Raw genomic sequence first — 23,970 nt, 5'->3', positions numbered from 1 at the left:
GAGACGGCACGGCTTTCTACTACATTCGCAACATCAACTCCGGCCATCCGGGCTCGATCACGACGGTTCACGCCGATTCCACCCGGCTTGCCTTCGAGCAACTGACATTGCTGGTCAAGGAGTCGGAAGGCGGCGGGGACCTCGAGCGGCACGACATCCGCGAGATGCTGACGATTGCTGTCGATATCATTGTTCAATGCAAGCGGATTGATGGCCGCTTTCGGGTAAGCGAGATCTACTATCGAGATGCCGAATGATCCGTAACATTCGTCCCGTCATTTGCTCTTCGCAGGCTTGTTGTCATACTCCACCAAAAGCGGTGGATCTCTGAACGGGTCGAGACATGGTACCCGAAAGTCGGCGAAATCATTCAGGTTGCGCGTGACAATTATCAGTCCATGCGTTTTGGCGACTGCAGCGATACCGGCATCCATCACATGCTTTTCTCTTGCGCCGACAAAGGAAGCCCATTCCTTCGTTGCCGCTGCATCGAGGCTCAGAATGCGATCGAGGCCGAAGGTGTGTTCGAACTCGGCTATTGCGTCCAATTTAGCCTGAGCTTTTTTCGGGTCCCTTTTCAACTGCGCCTCGGCGCCCTTCCGTTTCTCGAACAGCGTGAAAACGCATATAGCCAGCTCGCTATCGTTGACGGATCTCTTCCACTTGACGACGTTGTTGTGCGTGTCCATTGAGCGGATGACGGACTCGTCGAGCAAATATTTAAGCACTCTGAGGTCTTGTCTTAACCATCATCAAAGACACCGCCTTTAATAAGGTTGGAAATTCCGCGTTTCAGGGAGGTCGAAGGATAAGGGCGTCCCTTCTTAGGATATGCCCGCGCGAAGTCGATTGCATGTTCAACTTGGCCACGTTTGAGCGATGGGAAATCCTCCAGGATCTCCTCTATTGAAGCGGCCGGATATAAGGCAGCCACCTGATAAGCAGGAATATCGGTTCCTTTGATGAAAGGTTCTCCCTCCCTCATCTTGATAGACCCCTTGATCGTTTCGAGCAGCCTCAATCTCTTCTTGAGCTTCGCGTCGCTCTTTCGAAGATCGACGACAAGTGCGCCGAATCGAGCCGTCGTGGCCGTCTCCGGAAGCCTTGATAGTTCCTCGTAAAGACGACGTTTGCCTACACCTGACAGCGCTTCACCGATCTCGCGGTCCATCGTTAGAAACCGCAGCTCAGCTCTTCCGAGAAGGCGTTGAGCCCGCGGTCCGGCTTTAACCACGGTGGATTTGACGACCTTCTTGTCGACTGCGTTTTGAACGTCCCTAGGAGAGCGATCGACCAGGAAACTCGCTTCCGTAACCGTATATTCCGTACCGCTCATGTCGATAATCCTAATTCAACTCCCTTTGGAGATGAATTAATATAATTGTCCATGGCTGTTCAGGTCAAGCTGCCGTCCTAAACACAGATGAGCTCGGTTTGATGCTAACTGTACGAGCTCCGATCGAAAGCGCGCAAGAGGAGCAAGCCGATCTGCAGACAAGGATACTTGGCGCGCCCTAACGATTGGCGGTGCGGCCCGCAGACGTGACAGGCGCTCGACCTCAGCCGGGGCAACTGCCTTTGTTTTGCGGGAATGACATCATGTTCTTCCGTGTCGGGTAACCACCCCGCCAGCCTCCATGCCGATAACTGGAGCTGCTTCTCAGAGCCAACATTCTTATCGAAGAACCAGGCGGAATCGATTCCACCCCGCTCCCATGAAGTGTTCTGTTCTGTCGCGACTTCCTCCATCCCGACTAGTCGGAGCTGATGTTGGAATCATGGGAGCCGCGGCATTTCGCCATCCGCGACACGCCAGATCCAGGGCGTCATTTCGGCTCGTGCGGCGATCATCTCATTCAAGGCAACCTCAAAGTCTTCATCGGCATTCGTCGGAACGATGAACATAGCGACAGGCGCAGGCTGTGCCTGCGGCAATGTCACGGAGGCGATCGGCTGAGCGCGTGAAAGATCAAAGCGCAATCCTTTAACACTCCTGCGCTTCAACCCGGAGAGCCGCTCCAGCAGTCGCTGCTCCTGGACGTTTTCGAACGGGATCCAATTCTCGTTTACCACCATCATCGCGACTTCTTCGATGGTCGCGATCCCAACGCCCGAAATGCCGAACGTGGCGATGGCGATGAGATGGGACTCCTCGTTGGATCGCCACAGTTCCAGGTCGGTTTCATACTGGGAGTTTAACCGCCGCCACGCGCTCTCGTCGATCATGAATGGGAAAGGTAGATGGCGTACCATGATTTTGTGGCCGTCGCGGGCCTGCGAAAACTCCTTCACTTCCGCGACGATCATCATCAATTTTCGCGGACCGGGTCCAGTTGTCTGGGCACCGGCCAACATCGCAGCGCGCCTTGTGGAAATCCCTTCTTTATCCTCCAGGTGAAATACTTCCGGGATAAAAAGAATGTCGCTCAGCGGGCCGCCGCGAACGATCATCTGTCTCGCTGCGTTCAATAGACTGCTGCGGACGCGACCCCAGCCGCGTCTACCGGCCCATATCGACGTCCATTCAGTCAGCTCCGCTGTCTCCCAGAGATAGTGGAGCATCGCCTTGATGGAAAGCTTCTTGGTAGTGCTGCGCACCGTGTCCGATGGCTCGGACGACGGTTTCGAAACCGATCGGTTCCCTCGTTTGGACAGAGAGAAGTCGAGCTTCAACATTGCTGCGCCGGTCGCTGCGTCGATTTGGATGGCATTGCCGATCAATGGGCCGAGACCGGAAAGCTCGTAGGGGGGATCGTAAGATGAACACCCGGCATCATGGTCGCGCCCCGAGAGCGGCATGCGCTTTATCAGGAACTGGCCATCCACCCGGGCAATATACATCGGCACCGGTGTTTCCTGACACCGGCAAAGCGGCCTGAGCTTCTGTTCGTAGGCGCGTTCGAGCTGCGCCTGAAACTCGGGCGAACTCTCACCGATCGTCTGGCTGCCGATCAGAAACTGTCGCACATCGTTCCTCGCTTGCCTGGCGGAAGGCTGATCAAGCCGGGTAGGAAGGCGTAGCACGAGGCCGGTCAGTTATACTAGTGCAAATTAGTTAGTATTCCATCATGCCGCAGCTTGCCGGCGGCCCTTCAGGTCGTCGGCCATTGGTACGGCAATAGAGGGAGAGAGGGGCCGGAAGGGGTTGGCCTGGCAGGATTGGAGAGCGCCGGCGCAGGCCGGTCCTTTCCGCGCTCTCGATAGGTTTTCCCATGAGCGTGATCTTTTCCCCGACTGCGATGGGCAAGAAAGGCGCGGCGATCCTTGCGCGCCTGATTCAGCGCCATCGGCTGATCGATATCACCAACCGTTCGTGACGGAGGCGATCCATGTTATACGCTTCGGAATTGGCAAGCCGTCTTGCGCAAGACGCAGAAGCGGTCTGCCGTCATTATCTCTCAGCTGGCCGTCGTGCGGGCAATTATTGGATCGTCGGCGATGTCGAAAACAACAAGGGCCGATCGCTTTATGTCCAATTGACCGGCCCGCGCGCCGGCCGGTGGACGGACGCGGCGACCGGACAGTACGGCGACCTTCTCGATCTCGTGCGGGAGACCTGCCAGCTCGTGGATTTCCGCGACATAGCCGAGGAGGCAAGGCATTTCCTCGGGCTTTCGCAACCTGAACCAGCGCCCCAAAGGGGCGATACCGCTGGCCAGGCATCCGTCGATCGACCGGCGGCCGAACGCGCGAGGCGTCTATTTCGCATGACGCAGCCGCTGGCGGGCACGCTTGCTGACGTCTACCTGCGCAAGCGCGGGATTGTGCGGGCATCCGACCATACGGCGCTTCGCTTCCATCCTGCCTGCTACTATCGTGACCTGGTGAACGGCCGGGCGACAAGCTATCCAGCGCTGGTTGCCGCCGTGACCGATCCAGGCGGCGCGATCACCGGCGTGCATCGCACCTGGCTGGACCCTGATGGCGACGGCAAGGCCAAGGTCGAGGATCCCCGTCGTGCTCTCGGCGGACTTCTTGGCAATGCCGTGCGCTTTCGATTTCCAAACTCGGCTCCAGTACCTGTCATGGCGGCGGGCGAAGGCCTCGAAACCATGCTGTCGCTTCTCGCTGTCATGCCAGGCATGCCGATGGCAGCAGCGCTGACAGCCAATCATCTTGCCGCCTTCCGGCTCCCGGTCGGATGTCGGCGCCTCTATGTCGCAGGCGACGATGACGCAGCCGGTTGGCACGCGGTAGGGGGATTGAGTCGACGGGCGCAGGCACTCGGGGTCCCGTCGCTCGTGCTTGCCCCCGAGCTCGGCGACTTCAACGAGGATCTGCGCTGGCTGGGCCCTGACCGGCTGGCAGCGCGGCTGCGGGAACAGCTGGCGCCTGAGGATGTGGTTGCGTTTCTACCGGCGCGATGATTCCCAAGGAAGACGGTGGACCGGTCGCCGAATTAGGAGGCTGGTCCGCGATGTTTTCCGATTCGATAAGCGCGCCCGCGAGCCTGCCAGAAAATGCGACCCTTACCACGCGGGCGTCGGGCCTTCAGCGGGTCAGTCAGGTTTCTTCCCCGCGCCGGCTGGGCGGCGCTCCTCGCGGGCAAGAAACCCTCCTTCCGCCGCCCGGCGCTGACGCTGGGCCGCGGCGCTGCGCTTGCGGTTCCGGCCCGTCTCCCACGTGAACAGGATCGCCGTCAGGCCGCGAGAGGCGCGGCCATATCGTATGGAGATCATCATGGACCTTTCCTCATTTCGCGAAGACCGCGTCGAACCCCACCACGCTTCTTCCCCCACGGACCGCGTCATCTACGAGATGCAGCTTCATGGCCACCGTCCCTTCCAGGACGAACCCGATCCGCGGCCACTGCCCGAGGAGCCGGTCGTCCAGTCGGCGCTCACTGCGATCTTTGACGCCCTCTTCGAAATGCTTGGCGATACGCGGCTCGAACCCGATCTTGAGGACCTGCTCTGGTCAATCCCCAATCTCTTCCACCGCGCTGGCGAGCGCATCCAGCGCGAGCTCGACCGCAATGAAGAGGCGCAACGGACCGGCCAGCGCGAGCAGGATGGTTCGGAGGTGAAAAGTGTCGAACTGGAGCGTCACGTCGCCGAGGGCATCACGCTCTTGGAGCGGCGCAACGCGTTCGAATTCATGCGCGACTTTTCGGCCGAATTGTTCGAAGTCCAGACCGGTTCGTCCTGGCGCCCGCGCACCGGATCCAAAGTAAGGCACGCCAACATGACGGCGGCGATGATCGACTCCAGAGATTTCCTCTCCGCCCGCCGACGTGCCGAAACCGAGGTCCTGATCCCGGCCGGCACCAAGATCGCCTTCTCCGGCGGTATGGACTACAACGACCATGAACGGATCTGGGCAAGGCTCGATCAAGCCCATGCCAAGCATCCCGATATGGTCCTCCTGCACGGCGCATCTCCGAAAGGCGCCGAGCGCATTGCCGCCTGCTGGGCCGAGGCCCGCAACGTGACGCAGATCGCCTTCAAACCGAACTGGACGAAGCACGCCAAGGCTGCCCCATTCCGCCGCAACGACGACATGCTGTCGGTCATGCCGGCCGGCGTCATCATCTTCCCGGGTTCCGGAATCACTGGCAATCTGGTTGACAAGGCGCGTCGGCTCGGCATCCCGGTCTGGCAGGCGATCGGAGACGGCGCGTGAGCGCCGTTAGGTCACGGAGATCGGCAATAAACTCGTCGTCAGCAATGCGGTAGCGCCTCGGTCACTGGTTGCCGAAACGGCTGCTTGAAAGTCACCCTCTCTCCTAAGGCACGAGAATATGTAAAGCGCGAAGCAAAATATCTTAAATCGGGAAGTCCCAGAGCAGCTCAACAATTTGCTGATGACATCATGCGGCTTCGGCAAGGACTCAGTCGCTTTCCGGAGATGGGAAAGTTCAACGACAGGGTAATGTCGGCTTGTGCATCCATGAGCGGATCATGCGAGTTCAGGAGTTCGCCGTCCAACGAGTTTCCTGAATCGGTTATGGCGGATCGATTCACATCGGTGATCCATCTTGCGGCTTGGCTGTCCTTCGACCACGCCCGCGCCGGCAGCGATCGTCGACAGAAGGGGTGGCACTGGGGGCAGTTGGCGATCCTGCGCACGCCAGATCGGTGGAGACAGGCGGAGGCATATCATTGGCATCGCGCCAGATATCACGGGGCAGAGGTTCCTGGCATCGGATCCGATCGGATAGCCACGGATAGCTGTTTCCCAACGGTCGCGGTTCAGGACCATTCCCGTTCTCTTAGTCGCCTTTCTAATGGCCCGGCCGCCATCAACGTCAACCCGCAAGGGGTTCCCCTACGCTTGCGCTTCGGTGACGCCTGCGGCTCGGCCCCTTCTTCGGGCGCCATCGGGAATGGTCCCGAGCAACCGAAGGAGACATACCATGGCCACCACGATCGCAACCCTTACCGCCAAGACCGACGGCAGCCTCGAAGGCATCTTTGCGACCATCAGGGTCAACGCCCCGATCGCTATCGTCCCGAATGCCAGCAAGACGAGCGAGGAAGCCCCCGACTACCGCATCATCCACCGCAAGACCGGCTTCGAAATCGGCGCGGCGTGGAACCGGATCGCTCGCCAGACGGGTGAAGAATACCTTTCAGTGAAACTGGAAGCGCCCGAGATCGGCGTGATCTTCGGCAACGTGGCCCAGGCCCCCGGCGGTGACCCCGGCAAGAAAGTCATCCTCTGGAACAGCCCGGCCTGATGCGACCGGCCAGCCCCTTCACCGGGGCTGGCCCCTCCCCGGAAAATCAAGCCGGCAACGGGAAACGAGCCCGCTGCCGGCTTTTCTGGTGCCATACGAGATGGGGAAGGTCTGCTCAGTTCGTCCGAGGGTGCCATGGCGGCATGAAGGCCTCAAGGACGAGCGGTTCCCCCAATTTTGCCTCCGCTTCGGTTCCCTCCGCTGCAACAAAATCGGCTCCCCCACTCGCCGGCTCCGCCGGTTGCGTCCGCAATCCTTGACCCCTCCATCCCGCCACGACCGCGGGCGTCGCCTTTCACATCGTCAAGGAGACGACAATGACCACTTGCATCGACGAAATCATCGAACTGCTCAGCGCCGAGTTGCGGAACGCCGATCCTGCCGAGCGCCGCCAGATCGAGAACGAACTCGAACTGGCGCTGGCCGAACGCGAAGTGATCTGGGCCGAACAGGACGGCCGCATCGACGCCGAGCCTCCGTTCTGACGGAGGCTTCTTGCCGCATTCACGAGCCCGGCGGCCCGGATCGACCGGCCGCCAGGCTGCCAGGGATTTCATCCCTCGACACTCCCGCCGGCTCACGCCGGATACGGTCGCGTCCCCTGCGGGCCCGCGGGTCTCTTCTCTCTGTGACGTCCTAATTTACTCCAGCAAATCCGGCGTCAAGGACGGCGCGGTCTCCCCCAATTTTTCCGCCGCTGCGTTGCCCTTCGCCTCCCGAAAAAATCGGTTCCCCCGCTTGCAAGCCGCGTCCCGCGGTCCCTGACCCCTCTTTGCAACAGAGTGGCCGATCTCCGTCATTAACGAAGGAGATCACATCATGACAACCGATCAGAACCTCATGCTCTACACCAAGCTTGCCGGCTTCCGGCTCGTCGTCCTGGCAAATCGCTTCGGCTGCGACAGCGAATTCTCGCGAGAGCTTCATGATCGCCTGGCTGAAGGACTCGAGGCGGCAATCGAGCGGATCCGGATCATCATGGCATTGGAGCGCAGCCTTCTTGCAGATAATCACGAGTTCGCAGCATATCAGTTGGAGGGTGAGACGGAGATTTTCGGGGGCTTCACCATCAATCTGTTGGACGCGCTCGAAATCGATTGCGACACCCATGAATACCGCATCAATGGCGGCGACTGGATCAACGCCTTGGCGGCGGATTGCAGTGGCCTCGATATCGCCTGTCCGAAACTGGTCGCACTGACCGAGGAGGAGTTGGGCTCGCTGGCGCCGATCATCAAGGATATCACGCTGACAACAGGTATCCCTGTTATTGCGGCGCGTGCCGTTCAACCTTGGCGATGAAGACAAGTCAGCTGCGGGAGGCGGTGGCAGCCGCCTATCAAGCACAGCGGCAGAGCGAGAATGCAGACGGGAATTCTCTTCCAGCCGAATCCACTGCATCCAAAATGCGGAAGCGACAGCATTGTTGAAAATGCTGCATATGGTAACGCGATAGCAACAAGGAGGGCGCCTATGCCCAAACCAATCGGTTCCTATTCAACCAGCGATCTCTCGCGCAAATCCGGCGATATCATCGCAGAGGCCCTGCGCCATCCTGTAACCATCACCCAACGCAACAAGCCTCGTCTCGTCCTCCTCAATATCGAAGACTACGAGCGGCTGATGAAGCGGTCTGATCGGCGCACCGCCGGGACTATCGAAACGATGCCCGATGAACTCTTCGCCGAGTTTGAAAACGCTGTCGAGGCCTGTGCCGGCGAAGACGAAGCAGGCCGCTGATGCACTACGCGCTGATCGCGACTGCCAGCGTCATTCGCTATCCCTATCCGTGGGCGAGCGAGGCTGGGGCGTGGAGAGACGGAAGGGTCGGTCGGCCGATCGCCGTGGGCGTCAGAATGCCGCGACCGGACGGTGACCTGGTTCTCTTTTTCCCTATCACCACCAAGCAGCCGGAGGCGTCGCGGTTTGCCGCGGAAGTGCCGGCGATCGAAAAGCGCCGCGCCGGCCTCGATGCCGATCGCAGGCTTTGGATCATCTTCGATGAGTTCGATACCGACATTCTCGCTAATTCATTCCATCTTGAGCCCGAGCCGCCGCTTGGTCGATTCAACAAGGCCTTCTTCCTGCCGCTGCTGCGAGAATTCATCAGCCGCCGCAAGCCGGTCAGGGAAGTCAGCCGCTTCCGCTAATCCTGGTTCGCAAGCCTCACTGCCGGTCGGCCCCTCCAGCTGTCAAGGCACTGGTTTGACGAAGCGGTTCGCCTTGGCAACCCCATCCATCTCCTTGCGCCGGAAATAGATCGCGCGTCCGCAGCGGATCGGACTATGGCCCTGCACGATAATGACCTGCTCGTCCTTGCGCATCGACTGGGTGATTTCATGCGGCATGATCAGCGGCCGGCGTTGGAAACTGACGCTCTCCGATTTCCGCGTGCCGCCGTTCCGGCTGTTCCAGCCGAGATTGCGTGAACTGCCTTTTACCTCGACGGTCATCTCGCCACATTGGGCCGAGACGGTGCGGGCGGTGTCGAGCGCCTTGACCGCCGCATAGCTCGCGAAAGCGCAGCCCTCGATCCACGACGTCGCCCCATCTTTGCCGAAGTGTCGTTCCAGCTGGCCGACCGACTGGTACATCAACATCATCGATACCCCATATTTGCGCCCGCGATCGCGCGCTTCCTCCAGCACGCGCATGTAGCCGAGCAGATCGACCTCATCGAGCATGAACAATGCCCGGCGCCGGAAAGCGCCGTCGGCCTGCATCATGGCGTTGATCAGCGACCCGATGATGACTCGACCGATCCCCGGATAGGAGCGCAAGATAGAAGCCCGGATATTCAGGAAGACGTCTTTTCGACCGCTGACGATATCGCTCGGTTTGAAGGCATTGCCGCAGACAAGCGCGGCATAACTGTCGAGCGACAGCCACTGCGTATCCTTCGATGCGGTGGAATAGACGCCGCTGAAGGTCTGCTCGGTCATGTTGGTGAAGACACCCAGAGTTTCGCGGATGAAGTCCGATTGCGAGTTCTCCTGAATGTCGCGCAGCATGGTGAGCACCGAGGGCTCCGGCTCCGAGACGATCTCCCTCAAGCTTCGCAGATTCCGCCGGCCGGCATATTCCGGCGACAGCATCACATGAGCAAGCAGCCCCGTCAGCAGATTGTGCGCCTGACTCTGGAAATAGGAGCCGGTCGAGCTTTCGAAGCGCACGCTCTCCGATAGCAGCATATGCGCGATGCCGACAATATCCTCTTCCTTTTGGCGCGACGTCTCTATCCCGTCAAGCACGTTGAAGCCCATGATCGGGTTTGTGGGGTCGAGCACCATCACCTCGCGCCCGAGCGCATGGGTGCGGTGCTCGACGACCATGGGCGCCACCTCGGTGGAGGGATCGAGGCAAATCAGGGGCCCGGTATATCTGAGCGCCGTCGGCACAACGTTGCTGGTCGTCTTGTATCCGCCCGATCCCGCGAAAAACAGCATGTGCGTGGAATCGAAGTCCTGCTTGTATGTCAGCAGCGGCGCCTTGCCGCCCTGTCCCCATGTGCCGCGATCGTTTGCATCGAAGGGGAGCTGATGAACAATTTCCTTGTCGACCCGATAGCGCTCGCCGACGACGATCTCCCCATCGGGCGGAAACAGTTTTGCGGCCGCTGCCATGGACAGCCAGTCGGCGTCCCCGAACGTTCCGCGCCGGGCGCGGTTGATCTCATCCGGCACGACGACGGAGATGCGGGCCGATACCGCCACTGCCAGGAATCCCGCGACAGCGCCGAGGACTGCGACCATATCAAGATAGGATAGCGCTCGATCCCATGTGATGACCCCGGTTTGCACCGAAGGTCCAAGCCGCGCGAATTCGCGCATGGCATAGGAGGCGGAGACGCCCAGATAACACAGAAGGCTTGTCATCGCGACCGGCCTTCGCCGATGCAGCGGCAAGGCCCAGACGGTCAGTAGCCCGGCGAGCGGCCCGAACAGCAGCGCCGGCACAGGTGCGGCTCGCAGGAACCAGTATTCCATCCTTCCCGGCATGCCGGCGGCGAGCCCAGGCCAACGCCAGCCTGCAATGTAGACTGCAATTGCCGTGACCACGACAGGCGCGAAAACGAACAGCAGGCTCGGATGCGGCTTCCCTCTCGCTATCATTCAGCCACCTCCTCGATACGCGACGGAATGCCGTTCAACGAAGTGATTTTGAAAGCGTCTTCGCCGATATGGCTGAGGCGCCGATGCTCGGGCGAGCCCGGCATCAGTCGCGCCAGTTCGATGAGTCCGCCAAGCAGGAACGCCCGATCCGCCTTCGACAGTCCGGCTTTGATGACGATCCCGCCGAGCAGGATTTTCTCGCGTGTGTCGCGTTTGCGTTCAGCCGTCATGTGGAACCTGGCCCTGCGCTCCAGCGCTGCTATCTGCCGGTCGGCGCGTTTGAGGAGCGGGGCCAGCACCCCCTTTCTTTTCCCCTTTGCGAAATCGCGCGGCGATCTCCTCGATGATCCGGTCGACCTCCTCATCGGCGATCTCCATCTCTGCCAAGCCGGATTTCGTCGCGGCGCGGGCAAAACGCTCGGCCGATTTAACTATCAACAGACGTTTGCGTTCGCGCAGCTTCTCGATTTGCGCATCGAGATCGGAAATTGATGATTTGATCGCCATTCCTGGTTCCTTTCCGGTTCAGATAATCGAGTCATGCGATTATACTAACTAGAATACGATAGTAAAGTGAGTTACGTTGCAACGGGAAAGACGGCATCGGCCTTGTCAGGCCGATCGGTTCGAGGGCGCAATATACGTCGCTGTCGCGACGTGCCTGGACGAGTCTGGAGACGTCAGTGGCGATCATGTTCGTCAGAGCGCAGGTGATCAGCAGAGGCGCGGGACGCAGCATCGTCTCGGCCGCCGCCTATCGCCATCGCGCCCGGATGATGGACGAACAGGCCGGTACCTCCTTCAGCTATCGGGGCGGGGCCTCCGAGCTGATGCATGAGGAACTGGCTCTGCCGGATCAAATCCCGGCCTGGCTGAAGATGGCGATGGACGGCCGCTCGATCGCCAAGGCAAGCGAGGCGCTGTGGAACGCGGTCGACGCCTTTGAGAAGCGGGCGGACGCGCAGCTCGCCCGCGAACTGATTATCGCACTGCCGGAAGAGCTGACGCGGGCAGAGAACATTGCGCTGGTTCGCGAATTCGTGAGTGGCAATCTCACCTCGAAAGGGATGATCGCCGACTGGGTCTATCACGACAAGGACGGCAACCCGCACATCCATCTGATGACGACGCTGCGGCCGCTGACGGAGGAAGGATTCGGGCCGAAGAAAGTTGCTGTTCTGGGCGAGGACGGCAAGCCGCTGCGTGTCGTCACGCCCGACCGGCCGAACGGCAGGATCGTCTATAAGGTCTGGGCGGGCGACAAGGAAACGATGAAGGCGTGGAAGGTCGCCTGGGCGGAGACGGCCAATCGGCATCTGGCGCTGGCCGGTCATGAGATCCGCCTCGACGGTCGCTCCTATGCGGAGCAGGGCCTCGACGGCATCGCGCAAAAGCACCTCGGGCCGGAGAAGGCGGCGCTGGCGCGCAAGGGCAGGGAGCTCTTCTTCGCGCCGGCCGATCTCGCCCGGCGACAGGAGATGGCCGACCGGCTGCTGGCAGAGCCCGAGCTGCTGTTGACGCGGCTTGGCAATGAGCGCTCGACCTTCGACGAGAAGGATATTGCCAAGGCGCTACACCGCTATGTCGACGATCCCGCCGACTTCGCCAATATTCGCGCCCGGCTGATGGCGTCGGATGAGCTGATCATGCTGAAGCCGCAGGAGATGGACGCAGACACGGGCAAGGTCTCAGAACCGGCCTTGTTCACGACGCGCGACATGCTGCGCATCGAATATTACATGGCGGATTCGGCCCGGAGGTTGTCAAATCGCAGCGGCTATGCCGTCTCACGCAAGCATGTCGCCGCCGCCATCGAGCGCATCGAAAGCGACGATCCCAAAAATCTCTTCCGGCTCGATGCGGAGCAGGTCGATGCCATCCGTCATGTCACCGGTGATAGCGGTATTGCCGCTGTTGTCGGCTTGGCCGGCGCCGGCAAATCAACCCTGCTTGCCGCGGCGCGTCTTGCCTGGGAAAGCGAGGGGCGCCGGGTGATCGGAGCTGCGCTTGCGGGCAAGGCGGCGGAAGGGCTGGAAGACAGTTCCGGCATCAAGTCGCGCACGCTTGCCTCCTGGGAACTCACCTGGGCAAATGGGCGCGAGACGCTCCATCGCGGTGATGTGTTGGTCATTGACGAGGCCGGCATGGTGTCGTCGCAGCAGATGGCCCGTGTGCTGAAGATTGCCGAAGAGGCTGAGATAAAGGTCGTTCTCGTCGGCGACGCGATGCAGCTGCAGCCGATCCAGGCGGGTGCTGCCTTCCGGGCGATCACCGAACGCATCGGTTTTGCCGAGCTCGCCGGTGTGCGCCGCCAGCGTCAGGAATGGGCGCGCGATGCCTCTCGCCTGTTTGCCCGCGGCGAGGTCGAGAGAGGCCTCGATGCCTATGCCCAGCAGGGCCATCTGGTCGAGGCAGGGACACGTGAGGAAGCAATCAAACGGATCGTGGTCGATTGGACAGAAGCACGAAAGCAGGCAATCGATCGATCGACCTCTGAGGGCCGGGATGGCCATCTTCGCGGCGACGAACTGCTCGTGCTCGCCCACACCAACGCCGACGTCAAACGTCTGAACGAGGCGCTGCGGGAGGTCATGAAGGCGGAGCAAGCGCTTTCCGACAGCCGCACTTTTCAGACCGCTCGCGGGGCGCGGGAGTTCGCCGTGGGCGACCGAATCATCTTCCTGGAGAATGCTCGCTTCCTCGAGCCGCAGGCCAGGCACTCCGGGCCGCAATACGTGAAGAACGGCATGCTCGGCACGGTCGTCGCGACCGGCGACAAACGCGGCGATCCACTGCTGTCGGTTCTGCTCGACAACGGCCGCAATGTCGTGTTCAGCGAGGACAGCTATCGCAATGTCGATCACGGTTATGCCGCAACGATCCACAAGTCTCAAGGCGCCACTGTCGACCGCACCTTCGTGCTCGCCACCGGCATGATGGACCGGCATCTGACTTATGTGTCGATGACGAGGCATCGCGACCGCGCCGATCTCTATGCGGCGAAGGAGGATTTTGCGGCTAGGTCGGAATGGGGACGGCGATTGCGTGCCGATCACGCCGCCGGTGTCACCGGCGAGCTTGTCGAGACCGGAGAGGCAAAATTCCGGCGTGACGACGAGGATGCCGATGACAACCCCTATGCCGATATCAGGACGGGCGACGGAACTGTCCATCGGCTTTGGGGCGTGAGCCTGCCGAAGGCGCTTGAGGAGGCAGGCATCTCCGAAGGCGACACCATCACGCTGCGCAAGGATGGTGTCGAGCGGGTCAAGGTCCAGATTGCTGTTGTCGACGAGGCGACAGGTCAGAAGCGTTACGACGAGAGGGAAGTCGACCGTAACGTCTGGAGGGCCAAACAGATAGAAACCGCCGAAGCGCGCCAGGAGCGCATCGAGCGGGAAAGTCATCGGCCGGATGTGTTCGCCCGGCTCGTCGAGCGCTTGGCGCGCTCCGGCGCCAAGACGACGACGCTCGATTTCGAGAGCGAGGTGGGCTATCGCGCGCATGCTGACGACTTCGCCCGGCGTCGCGGGCTTGATCATCTTTCGCTCGCCGCCGCCGAAATGGAGGAGGGCGTCTCGCGACGGCTGGCCTGGATTGCTGCAAAGCGAGGGCAGATTGCGAAGCTCTGGGAGAGGGCGAGCGTGGCGCTCGGGTTTGCCATCGAGCGGGAACGGCGCGTTGCCTACAATGAAGATCGGAGTGAAACGATGATCGGTGCGATTTCCAGCGAAGAGCGATATCTCATGCCGCCGGCGACGGATTTCCGTAGGAGCCTCGATGAGGATGCGAGGCTGGCGCAGCTTTCGTCGCCGGCCTGGAAGGAGCGGGAGGCGATCTTGCGGCCGCTGCTGGAGACGACCTATCGTGATCCGGATGCCGCATTGGTCAGGCTGAATGCGCTCGCTTCGGATACCGGCACCGAACCGCGCAAGCTCGCCGATGATCTCGCCGTAGCACCCGATCTGCTCGGCCGGCTGCATGGGTCCGATCTCATCGTCGACGGACGGGCGGCGCGGGAAGAACGCGATGTCGCCATGGCAGCCTTGGCGGAACTGCTTCCCCTGGCTCGCGGCCATGCGACCGAGTTCCGCAGGAACGCCGAACGGTTCGAACTGCGAGAGCAGACACGGCGCGCATCCATGTCCTTGTCGGTTCCGGCGCTTTCCGAGGCTGCCATGACGCGCCTTCTCGAGATCGAGGCGGTGCGCACCCAGGGCGGTGACGATGCCTACAAGACGGCTTTTGCGCTTGCCGCCGAGGATCGCTCGGTCGTGCAGGAAGTCAAGGCAGTCAGCGAAGCACTGACCGCCCGCTTCGGTTGGAGCGCCTTCACCGCGAAGGCGGATGGGATGGCCGTACGCAACATGGTCGAGCGCATGCCGGAAGATCTATCGGCCGGGCGGCGCGAGGAGCTGACGCGGCTGTTCGAAGCCGTGAAGCGCTTTGCCGAGGAACAGCATCTTGCCGAACGTCGGGATCGATCGAAGGTCACCGCGGCGGCCAGTGCCGTTGCCGGCACGGAGCAAGGGAAGGAGAATGTCACAATGCTGCCCATGCTTGCCGCCGTAACCGAGTTCAAGACGTCGGTCGACGATGAGGCGCGATCGCGAGCTATCGCCGCTCCTCTTTATCGCCAGCAGCGCGCCGCGCTGGCCGAGGTGGCACGAATGATCTGGCGCGATCCGGCAGCAACGGTCGACAACATCGAAAGTGTGATCGAAAAAGGCTTTGCTGCCGATCGTATCGCTGCTGCGGTGACCAACGACCCGGCTGCCTATGGCGCGTTACGCGGCTCCGGTCGACTGATGGACCGGATGCTGGCGTCCGGTCGAGAGCGGAAGGACGCGGTGCAGGCCGTACCTGAAGCCGCCGCTCGCCTGCGGTCGCTCGGTTCGGCCTATGCCAACATCCTCGATGCCGAACGCCAGGCGATCGCCGAGGAGCGGCGGCGCATGGCGGTCGCCATCCCCGGCCTGTCGAAGGCCGCCGAAGGAGTGCTCATGCGCCTGACTACCGAGGCGAAGAACAACGGTCGCACGCGGAATGCAGCGGCTGGGTCTCTCGATCCTAGCATTCACCGAGAGTTCGACGCGGTCAGCCGGGCGCTCGACGAACGCTTCGGCCGTAGTGCCATAGTCCGCGGCGAAAAGGATCTCCTCAACCGTATGCCGCCGGCGCAGCGTGCAGCATTCGCGGCGATGCAGGAGAAACTGAAAGTCCTGCAGCAGACCGTCCGCTGGGAAAGCAGTGAGAAGATCGTTTCGGAACTGCGCAATCGTACTCTCAATCGCGGCCGCGGTATCGAGCTTTGAAGAACGTCGAAGACGTCAAGGATTCGGCCGGACCGAGGAGCCGAATAGGGGTAGCGTCGAACAATCTACGATGCGCATGAAGTAAGTGCGTTATCGCGGGCCTTTGCCCTGCAGCAGAGGCCGTATCGATCCCGAGGAAAGTAAGGCTGCAGCCGTCATTGTAGACGGGCAGCCCGGATCGCGTCCGGTCTGAAGAAACCATGCTTGCCAGCTACTTCACACCCATCGCACTGGTTGCCGAAAAAAAGCGACCGAACTGACTTGCACGATGCAACCCGTTGGCATTCTCGTTGAACATGCGAAGGGGAATCCGGTGGGGCCAAGCGGCCGTTATCTCTCGCCAGCTCGACGCTCCCCGCCTTGGAGGTGTCGTTGTCGTACGCCAAAAGGCGCGCCGTCCGCCGCATACCACTCGACGGTTTCATCCTGAAACGTCATGATGGTCGACAGGCTTCCTTGCAATAGCGTTCTGATGCCATGGAAGGTCATACTGTCCTCTGCTTCGACTCGGAAGTACAGACCTTCATCACTCGGCCTCAGGATGGCACGCGCATCGTCAAAGTCGAGAACCTTGTCGGCGCCCTTGACGTCGATCGAGCGGCAATAGTCGGTGGATAGTGCGCAGAGCTTTTCCGCTACCCTCCCTGCATGGGCGATCTGAACAAACGCTTCGGAGACATATTTGTGCATGGAAACACCTTCTAGGCGACTCGATTCGCGGTGAAGTCACTCTGGCGTCCGGAGGCCAGAACTCCTGTCACTCAAAGCCAAAGACTGGGAGCGATCATTAAAGAGTCCAAGAACGCCCTGACATCCGCCTTGCCTCCGATTCCGGATAAAGCCGATAAGGAAGACCAACATAAACGTATTCTGCTGGTATCGCAGTCGGGCACAGCTTAGATAGAAAAAGGTTGAGGTTTTCGGGACTGTTACTGGACACGAGCGTATAGAAATTCCCGCTGTTCCATGTGACGAATGAGTGCTCGAAAAAACGGCTCAGCGTCTCGCTCATCTCCGCAAGACTGACTTCGCTTCGGTTCATGCGCGTCAGAACCGTGTCTTCTTTTGCGTGAATATCGGACGCACTGAAAAAACGGGCCTTGAAGCCATGGTCTTTTTGCCGCTCACGCCGCCGATACTCTTCGTCGTCATCATGCTTGAACTTCTCGACGAACATGAAGAGCCCATTCTTTTTGAGATGCTGTGATACGAAACGGATTTGATCGAAGCGATTTGGCGAATACATCTGGAACGTCGTATCCTCGACGATGATATCGAAGCCGCCGGCAAACTTGCGAAGCTCACCGTCATCTTGGATCTTTTGAGATGTCAGATGATGAAACGACCCGTGGAAAAACATGGCGTGAGGAGGAACCCCATAGGCATAGAAGCTTCTCAGGTTCTCGACGTTCGGGCTGCAGGATAATGTTTCGACCCTGCCATTGCCGAGTTCGCCAATCACGCGGGCCATCGTCCCTTCGGCCGTCCCTAACGTATAGAGATCGAGCCTCCCCTTTCTGGCGCGCGCATATTTAAGGATCGCACTGCCCAGGCGGCACTCTTCTTCGAACCGGTAGGGTATGCTGCTCAGGTAGTGCTTATCGAACGGGCCTTGGCGCAGCGGATGGAGTGCCGAAAAGCGTCGGAACGTTAGGTCCGGCGGAAAGAAGCGGTGGTCGAGCTGAGGCGCATGGATCGGCGTTCCGGCCTCACCTGATGCGGTGGTCGAAAAGAACTCCGAAAGCTCGTTGAGGCGAGGTGCGCGGTCGCATTCCTCTATGAAGGCATCAAATTCCCGCATACGAAAGACCTCCCTTTCCTTCGCACCATCGCGATTTCCCGCCATCAAGACGAAATTGGGCATCCTGAATGTTGGATTGTTATGCGGTGATGCTCGGCAGTAAGATGAGCGCGACCATCAGGTTTCGGCATCCACGTTTTTGATCAGCCTTCATGAAATTGACACAAAATTCGACCTGAAGTTAAAGGAGGTTGGATCGGCAACCTGGGGTGAGATACGCTTGCGCCTAGGCCGTTGTTTTGAGGGGGCAGCCATCCGAGTGGGGATCGTTCCAGCTATTCAACCCGAAAGAATGAAAAGGTCACAAGGCGAGATCATCCTTCACAAACAAGGCCTTTGGAGTAATGCCCGCGCTGATGTCGTTCGCCGCCGCGGCCTGGGACGACAGACTATCGACGTTCTCGCGGACGACCACCTAATCTTCTTGAACATACGGGGTGCCGCGAAATCCGGCGAAAACTACCTCAATGGGCGTAAAGTCGAATTCACTCCGCGTCCCGACGGCTCGCTCGTTTACGTTCCGCCTGGCTGCCGTTGGAGCGGTTGGGATGAAGGAGATACCGAGGGCTGCTATCTCATGATAACGATAGCGCGGGAGTTTTTCGCCAGCCTCTCCGCGAGGCTGCCGGCTGCAGGCACCTTGCGTCCGGAACTCGGTTTTAAAGATCTGCCGATCCAATGCCTGGCGCGGCAGATTGCGGGCGAACTTTCGAATGAAGATTCCATAAGGGATCTGATCGTTGAAGGGCACCTGGTCGCGATCTTTGGACTTCTGCAGCGCCGCTCCCACACGTCCGGCAGGGTGTCTCGAGGAGGACTGTCACCCAGGGTTCTCAAGAGGGCGATCGACCGAATTGAGGCCTATATCGATCGACCCCCGAGCGTGCGAGGGCTGGCTCAAGAAGCGGGGATGACCTACGAACATTTCTCCCGTGCCTTCAAGCAGTCACAAGGCTCGACGCCCTATGGCTTCTATAACCAGCGCCGCCTCGAACGGGCGTGCGACTATCTCCGCTCGACGACGATGAGCGTGACAGAGGTGGCGATCAACTGTGGCTACTCCAGCGGCAGTCACCTCTCGACCAGATTTCGCCGTGAGACGGGGTTTTCACCCCAGGAGTATCGGGCTCTCTGGAGGGAATAGCCCGGCTCCGAGCTAGAAATAATATCAAATTCATGAAAGCCGCCGCCCACCGAGACGAATAGCATGTCCTCACGAACCTGACAGGGGGCTGACGGAATGGGAATGTTGTTTGGCGGCTTTACGAGGCGAAATGCGGCACGCAGATTCTATCTGTTTTGCGTTGTGGCTTCCGCAACTGGCCGCAATGCCTACTTCGTGATGGTGGCTTGGATTGCCACCGATGTCAGCAACGGCGCGAACGCTCTGTCCATTTTTCTGGCGCTCGGCAGTGCCGCTGAATTGCTGACGAGTAATGTCGGCGGCGCGCTGGTCGATCGATTTGACCGCCGATTCGTCTGTATCGGATGTGATCTATCGAGGCTGTTTCTGATGTTGTCGACCGGAAGCGGGTTCTTATTCGGCGACCCACTCGTCGTTCTCTACGTATCGTGGATCATCTTTGGAGTGATTGACCGGACGCATTCGACAGCGCTGCAGGCTATAATTCCATCTGTCGTGACCTCCGAAAATCTCAAGTCGTTCAATTCGGTCTCTTACATCGCCATGCAGGCCGGCAATCTGATCGCCGCCATCGTGACGGGGTTCACCCTAACCGCCATCGAACGGGATTTGACGCCGCTCCTGCCAAGCGCATTTTTCCTCCTGTCACTGTTAGGACTGCTGGCGCTACTCGGCCAACCGCCGCAGCCTTTCTCCCATTATGGCTGGAAGAGGAAAGGAATTTGTCGGCTGGAGCTTCTGCCGACGACCTTCACCCTGCATCCACTGAAGGCCATCGCTGTTATATACGCGTTGATTTATGCAATGGGCATGCTCGTCAGCGTTCTCGGCTCCGCCTATGTGATCCATGAACTCAAGGGCTCAGCGCTGCAGTTCGGCTATCTCGAGGCGGCCTGGGCCCTGGGTTCGATCGCGGGTTGCGCAGCCTTTCCTTTTGGAAATGCGCTTTGGCGACGGCACAGCCTGCTTTTCCATTTGGTACTCGGCGGCATCATTCTGTCTGGTTTTTTGGTTCTCCAAAGCTATCCGATTGCCCTCGTTCAAATGATTGCTTTGGGCTTGAGCTACAATATCGCCCGGGTTCTGATCGACGTACGGGTTCAATCGACCGTTCCGATCGGCATGCTGGGGCGGGCGCGAAGCCAGATCCACACGATCTGCGTGGCGATCGGGCTTTTGGCGTATGGCGTCATCGCCGTCGCCGGAGACAGGATTCTGCCGTCGGAGATTTTCGGCCTGTTCGGGGTGCTGATGGTCGCCACCGCGCTTTTCATTTATTTCAGGAGGGATAGGGGAGAGCCGCTCGAGAGCCGGCTTGTCTGAGGATGGAAACATCATTCGACAGGCAGCTGGTATCCAAAAGGGACATTCTGTCTCTCATATTTGAACTGTTCCCTTGGGTCCGACAGTTTGAGACGGCACTGCTGAACGAGTATGCCAAGGCCGCATTTTCCATTAATCCCCACCGATCTGAGTGTCCCGAACGAAATCAGGCCATGTCGCTAATGCGGTCGCGGATCGGAAATACCGCGCGGCGCTGCGGGTTCTCGGAGGAACAAATATCCCGATTTGAGAGCGAGATTGAGATCGCGCCGGTGCTGCAGTGCGGTCCTCATCTTCATTTGTCGATCGAGCCCGATGCATTTTACACCCATCTGTTCTCACTGATGGGGATCCGCTCCCACGGCAGGAGGTGCTACATCTCGTATGGTTGTTCGACGGTGAAGTTCGTGGAGCGAGGCCGCAAAGGCCCAGCCTGGCTGCAAATCGATGGTCAGGCGATCAATGTGTTTGGTCTCTCGCGCAGCAAGATGATCCCGTATAGCATCCTGGGAAGAAACAACCGCTACAGCTTCCACCTTCAAAATGTCGATAGGCCTGGCCCCGACTCGGAAGCAGTTTCATGCTTGCGCGGAATTTTGCCCGCTGACGAATTCTCCTCGGCGGCGGATGCGATCAAGGCTGCGAACCTGCATCTCTGGAAGCGCTATTTCGACAGCCAGATCGACTTTCTTCAACTCGATGACAGCGATGTCGGTGATCTGGTCGCGGACCATCTTGCCGACGAGCAGTCCTGGCTGCGAACCCGACTGATCGAGGACAAGCAATTTGCAATGCAGATGCTCTCTCGTATCGATCAACTCGCCGAAACGGCCTGGCGAGGTTGGCTGAAGAACTCGACGCATTTCTTTTGGGGCTGCATTGACGGGCGGCTCGTTCCACTTTGGTTGGATGGTGCTGTTCTCCAGTCGCATGCGTCGGACGATATCCGTGTTGAATTTTCAGCGGCAAGTCTTGTTGAAGCCCTGGAGAATGGCCGGATCGTGCCGAACCTTCTGCTGATGTTCATCGTCACGTCGATCTTGCCTGGCGTGCGTGTTTTGGGTGGAAGTCGACATACGATTTATTACCCCCTGATGCGATGGGCATTCTGCGACGCTTTGAGGAGCAACGATCATGATGCGCAGCTTCTCAATACGCTGTCGGAGGACGACCGGCCCGGCATCTGGGGTCATCGAATAATATCCTCGCTTTGCGAGCCATTTTCGTTGCTGAATACGCTTGGTCAAGACGGAGTAGAAACCCTTCTCGATCATTTTGGCCAGATGAGTATCGCTGACGCCTCAGGACCTCTCTCGAGCTTCACGGACGATCCGCTATGGGCCGAATTGAGAATGGCATATTCCTGTGGGAAGGCGAACAGAAGCTGCCCGAAATGGGCATTTTCCTGATCGTACTAATCCATCGCTTCGTCGGTGGATGCGGGAGTTTCCCGCTCTCAAAGCACACGCGCCTTGCGAGGTGAAACCATTGAATCTTGTGATGAATTCAGTTGCGTCACAACCGGATTTCTACTATCTTTTCGGCGAGGCAGTACGCGCTGCCTTGGGGATTAGAACCCCCTGCTAGCGGTTGGTGCCGGCCGGTACGGCACCGCACTCCTTGACCTTTGAGGTCGGGGAGCCTGTGGCGTATGTCCAGGTTCCTCGGGACTAAAGGCCATAGGGCCGTCTAGCACGGTGTTCTAACTCCCCGATCAGTGGGTTGAGCGAGTTATTCCGCGGGGGCGCACCGCGTGAAACTCTCCACACGGGGTGTCGACTATGAATCGCCGTACAGCAGCCACCCAAGTCCGATCATCGACGCGAGCGCCGGCTGCGCAGTCGAGTATCGCACGCGAGTCGGCACATCCGGTCGATCTCCACGTCGGACAGCAGATCCGTATCCGCCGAATGCAGTCAGATGTATCGCTAGGCGATCTTGGCGCCGGCATCGGCGTCAGCCTGCAGCAGGTTCAGAAATATGAAAGTGGAAAAAACCGCGTCAGTGCCTCCATGCTCTATGAGCTTGCCAATTGCCTCAAGATTCCGGTTTCAAAGTTTTTCGAGGGCCTTCCAGATCCCGAAACCTCTCAGGACGCTATACACGCAACGAAGATCGACGACAGGATTGCATACATCTCCACCGCGGAAGGGAGACGTCTGATAGAAGACGTTTTGCTGCTTCCGGCCCGTGTGCGCAGTCGCGTGGTTGCACTCGTCAGCTCGATTGTCGATGAAGAGATGAAAGAACAGTCGGACGTTGGTCGCTAGGAGAACAGAAAAAAGGGCAGCCGCGGCCCCGCTGGTTGTCGAGCCGGATGCCGGCCCCGCATCGCGTTTCCGTTTGTTATCTAGAGAGCGATCCGGCCGATACCGTTCTCTAGAGCCAGCACAGTGCCAAAGTCAGCACAACGTCTGGCAAGATCGTCAAGAATGTCTGCCGCCATGGCCCGATCGGCGAGCACTGGAAAGAGAAGGCGATCACGCGCGGGATCCGATAATGGCTCGGTTCCACCGATCACGATCGGGCGTAAGCTGATATCTTCCACCCGTCCGCCAGGGCCGAAATCGCAGGTCGCGATGACACTCTTCCAAACTTCAGGCGGGCTCCATTCTCGCGCCTGGTCATCGGTATGGAAGATAAAGTTTCCGAGGCCGTAAAAAATGGGCCTGTTTCGATAGATCTCAACCGCCTGAAGGACAGGAGCGCCATGGCTGACAAAGAGGCTTGCGCCTGCGTTCACGCAATCCTGCGCGAATTCCCGGACCCAGGACGGGACTTGCTGCCAGTTGGGTTCCCAATGATGATGATGCAGATAGACGATGACGAACGCATCGCGGCCTGCCTCTTCCGCGATTGCCGAAAGCTGAGCCGATGCGCTGTGTCTATCCACCACGACGCGGCGAACGGTCTGATCGGATCTGCGAAATATCGTTCCATAGAAGTCAATGTCGTCTGGGCCGTTCAAGGCAGGTGGGTCCTCCGGCTGCGCATAGTTCGCCCGCTCCAACGGCGAGCTTTGAAACTGGTCCTGGATGGAGCGAAGCACATTGAATGTGTCCGCTTCCAATTCGAACACCCTGGAGACGTTAAGCCTGTTGACGCCCGGCCTTGCCATCCGGCCCTCGCTTGCGTCCTCGGCATACATGAAGGACGGCCCCGGGCCTGCATCCATCGCGACCAGGGCGACCGTTCGAGATCCGAACTGCTTTTTCTGAGCCTTGGTGGCATGACGCATGTCAATACCGATACCGGCGTGAAGGAAGTCTCGTGCCGCAACTTCCTCCAGTGTCGACAGGATACCCGGGGGACCAAGATCAAAAGCATGGTTGTTTGCCAAAGCCAGGCTATTGAAGCCAAGCCCCTTTAATGCTGCTAGAACCTGCGGCGCCGAGGCGCCGAAATAGATGCCCTTGAGCGGCCAGCCTCCATGACGACCGTAAATGGTCGTTTCAAGATTGGTAAAAGCAAGATCGCTGGCCTTCAAGATCTGGGTGATGTCAATGAGCCGGGGATCGCTTATCGCTCTGAGATCATGGCGAATGAGTGATTGACCCGTAACAGCGACGGAAAAGAGTGCGGACATAAGGTCTGCC

The 23,970-nt window shown here is 59.4% G+C and carries 22 protein-coding genes and 1 pseudogene; 13 read left to right on the top strand and 10 right to left on the bottom strand.

Annotated features, from left to right (window positions below):
- Positions 1–257 (top strand): annotated as a pseudogene (locus tag EFD56_RS28110) (P-type DNA transfer ATPase VirB11); the annotation flags it as partial.
- Positions 258–275: 18 nt separating this feature from the next.
- Here EFD56_RS28110 and EFD56_RS28105 read toward each other — a convergent pair.
- The 3 genes from EFD56_RS28105 to EFD56_RS28090 all read right to left on the bottom strand — a co-directional run bounded on the left by EFD56_RS28105 (position 276) and on the right by EFD56_RS28090 (position 2,967).
- Entirely contained in the window at positions 276–728 is a 453-nt protein-coding gene (locus tag EFD56_RS28105; protein ID WP_016735273.1) for a PIN domain-containing protein, read from the bottom strand.
- A gap of 14 nt (positions 729–742) precedes the next feature.
- Positions 743–1,336, bottom strand: a complete 594-nt coding sequence (locus tag EFD56_RS28100; protein WP_126906875.1) for a DUF433 domain-containing protein — start codon at positions 1,334–1,336, stop codon at positions 743–745.
- Positions 1,337–1,776: 440 nt separating this feature from the next.
- A complete protein-coding gene (locus EFD56_RS28090; RefSeq protein WP_126906874.1) occupies positions 1,777–2,967 on the bottom strand; it encodes a DUF1173 domain-containing protein in 1,191 nt (396 codons plus the stop codon).
- Between the two features lie 362 nt (positions 2,968–3,329).
- Between EFD56_RS28090 and EFD56_RS28085 the strand changes: the two genes are divergently transcribed.
- Positions 3,330–4,367, top strand: coding sequence for a DUF7146 domain-containing protein (locus EFD56_RS28085; protein WP_126906873.1), 1,038 nt, complete (start codon positions 3,330–3,332; stop codon positions 4,365–4,367).
- Positions 4,368–4,499: 132 nt separating this feature from the next.
- On the opposite strand, the gene EFD56_RS28080 is transcribed toward EFD56_RS28085, so the two are convergent.
- Positions 4,500–4,682 (bottom strand): hypothetical protein, encoded by a 183-nt coding sequence (locus EFD56_RS28080; protein WP_016735269.1) that lies wholly within the window; start codon positions 4,680–4,682, stop codon positions 4,500–4,502.
- Here EFD56_RS28080 and EFD56_RS28075 point away from each other — a divergent pair.
- From EFD56_RS28075 to EFD56_RS28050, 6 genes are all read left to right on the top strand, one after another.
- Positions 4,681–5,622: a DUF2493 domain-containing protein gene (locus EFD56_RS28075; protein ID WP_126906872.1), complete on the top strand. Its 942-nt coding sequence runs from the start codon at positions 4,681–4,683 to the stop codon at positions 5,620–5,622. The two genes, EFD56_RS28080 and EFD56_RS28075, sit on opposite strands and share 2 nt — an antisense overlap.
- A 733-nt stretch (positions 5,623–6,355) precedes the next feature.
- Positions 6,356–6,679 (top strand): DUF736 domain-containing protein, encoded by a 324-nt coding sequence (locus tag EFD56_RS28070; protein WP_008530485.1) that lies wholly within the window; start codon positions 6,356–6,358, stop codon positions 6,677–6,679.
- Between the two features lie 317 nt (positions 6,680–6,996).
- The gene (locus EFD56_RS32810; RefSeq protein WP_016735266.1) at positions 6,997–7,164 is read left to right on the top strand and encodes a hypothetical protein; all 168 of its coding nucleotides are present in this window, start codon (positions 6,997–6,999) and stop codon (positions 7,162–7,164) included.
- Positions 7,165–7,498: 334 nt separating this feature from the next.
- A complete protein-coding gene (locus tag EFD56_RS28060) occupies positions 7,499–7,981 on the top strand; it encodes a hypothetical protein (protein WP_126906871.1) in 483 nt (160 codons plus the stop codon).
- A 171-nt stretch (positions 7,982–8,152) separates the two neighbouring features.
- Positions 8,153–8,419: a type II toxin-antitoxin system prevent-host-death family antitoxin gene (locus tag EFD56_RS28055; protein WP_126906877.1), complete on the top strand. Its 267-nt coding sequence runs from the start codon at positions 8,153–8,155 to the stop codon at positions 8,417–8,419.
- Positions 8,419–8,829: a hypothetical protein gene (locus tag EFD56_RS28050; protein WP_126906870.1), complete on the top strand. Its 411-nt coding sequence runs from the start codon at positions 8,419–8,421 to the stop codon at positions 8,827–8,829. The genes EFD56_RS28055 and EFD56_RS28050 overlap by 1 nt, the downstream gene beginning before the upstream one ends.
- 42 nt (positions 8,830–8,871) lie before the next feature.
- Here EFD56_RS28050 and traG read toward each other — a convergent pair whose 3' ends face one another.
- Genes traG through EFD56_RS28035 form a run of 3 tightly spaced genes read right to left on the bottom strand, consistent with a single transcriptional unit; the run spans position 8,872 to position 11,298 of the window.
- The gene (gene traG, locus EFD56_RS28045) at positions 8,872–10,791 is read right to left on the bottom strand and encodes a Ti-type conjugative transfer system protein TraG (RefSeq protein WP_126906869.1); all 1,920 of its coding nucleotides are present in this window, start codon (positions 10,789–10,791) and stop codon (positions 8,872–8,874) included.
- The gene (locus EFD56_RS28040; RefSeq protein ID WP_012490309.1) at positions 10,788–11,021 is read right to left on the bottom strand and encodes a conjugal transfer protein TraD; all 234 of its coding nucleotides are present in this window, start codon (positions 11,019–11,021) and stop codon (positions 10,788–10,790) included. Before EFD56_RS28040 ends, traG begins: the two co-directional genes overlap by 4 nt.
- Positions 11,011–11,298 carry a TraC family protein gene (locus tag EFD56_RS28035; RefSeq protein ID WP_012490308.1) on the bottom strand — a complete coding sequence of 96 codons (288 nt, stop codon included), beginning with the start codon at positions 11,296–11,298 and terminating at the stop codon, positions 11,011–11,013. The genes EFD56_RS28040 and EFD56_RS28035 overlap by 11 nt, the downstream gene beginning before the upstream one ends.
- A 176-nt stretch (positions 11,299–11,474) precedes the next feature.
- Here EFD56_RS28035 and traA point away from each other — a divergent pair, with 176 nt between their 5' ends.
- Positions 11,475–16,106 carry a Ti-type conjugative transfer relaxase TraA gene (gene traA, locus EFD56_RS28030; RefSeq protein ID WP_126906868.1) on the top strand — a complete coding sequence of 1,544 codons (4,632 nt, stop codon included), beginning with the start codon at positions 11,475–11,477 and terminating at the stop codon, positions 16,104–16,106.
- A gap of 330 nt (positions 16,107–16,436) precedes the next feature.
- Here traA and rctB read toward each other — a convergent pair whose 3' ends face one another.
- Both rctB and EFD56_RS28020 read right to left on the bottom strand, forming a co-directional pair.
- Positions 16,437–16,796: an SMa0974 family conjugal transfer regulator gene (gene rctB / locus EFD56_RS28025; protein WP_097541711.1), complete on the bottom strand. Its 360-nt coding sequence runs from the start codon at positions 16,794–16,796 to the stop codon at positions 16,437–16,439.
- Between the two features lie 97 nt (positions 16,797–16,893).
- Positions 16,894–17,907 (bottom strand): class I SAM-dependent methyltransferase, encoded by a 1,014-nt coding sequence (locus EFD56_RS28020; protein WP_126906867.1) that lies wholly within the window; start codon positions 17,905–17,907, stop codon positions 16,894–16,896.
- Positions 17,908–18,199: 292 nt separating this feature from the next.
- On the opposite strand from EFD56_RS28020, the gene EFD56_RS28015 reads away from it, so the two are divergent.
- The 4 genes from EFD56_RS28015 (at position 18,200) to EFD56_RS28000 (ending at position 22,644) form a co-directional block, all read left to right on the top strand.
- Positions 18,200–19,051, top strand: a complete 852-nt coding sequence (locus tag EFD56_RS28015; protein ID WP_237358120.1) for a helix-turn-helix domain-containing protein — start codon at positions 18,200–18,202, stop codon at positions 19,049–19,051.
- Positions 19,052–19,147: 96 nt separating this feature from the next.
- Complete coding sequence (locus EFD56_RS28010) at positions 19,148–20,374, top strand: MFS transporter (protein ID WP_012490303.1); 1,227 nt, start codon at positions 19,148–19,150, stop codon at positions 20,372–20,374.
- 2 nt (positions 20,375–20,376) lie between these two features.
- A complete protein-coding gene (locus EFD56_RS28005) occupies positions 20,377–21,783 on the top strand; it encodes a hypothetical protein (protein ID WP_126906866.1) in 1,407 nt (468 codons plus the stop codon).
- Positions 21,784–22,155: 372 nt separating this feature from the next.
- Positions 22,156–22,644, top strand: a complete 489-nt coding sequence (locus tag EFD56_RS28000) for a helix-turn-helix domain-containing protein (protein WP_012490301.1) — start codon at positions 22,156–22,158, stop codon at positions 22,642–22,644.
- 80 nt (positions 22,645–22,724) lie between these two features.
- Here the strand turns inward: EFD56_RS28000 and EFD56_RS27995 are convergent, their stop codons facing one another.
- Positions 22,725–23,960 carry a CapA family protein gene (locus EFD56_RS27995; RefSeq protein WP_126906865.1) on the bottom strand — a complete coding sequence of 412 codons (1,236 nt, stop codon included), beginning with the start codon at positions 23,958–23,960 and terminating at the stop codon, positions 22,725–22,727.
- Positions 23,961–23,970 lie beyond the last annotated feature (10 nt).

The sequence above is a fragment of the Rhizobium phaseoli genome (genome assembly GCF_003985125.1).
GTDB classification, from domain to species: Bacteria; Pseudomonadota; Alphaproteobacteria; order Rhizobiales; family Rhizobiaceae; genus Rhizobium; species Rhizobium phaseoli.
The sequence above is the reverse complement of the archived record's forward strand: the minus strand, read 5'-3'. Positions and strand labels throughout refer to the sequence as shown.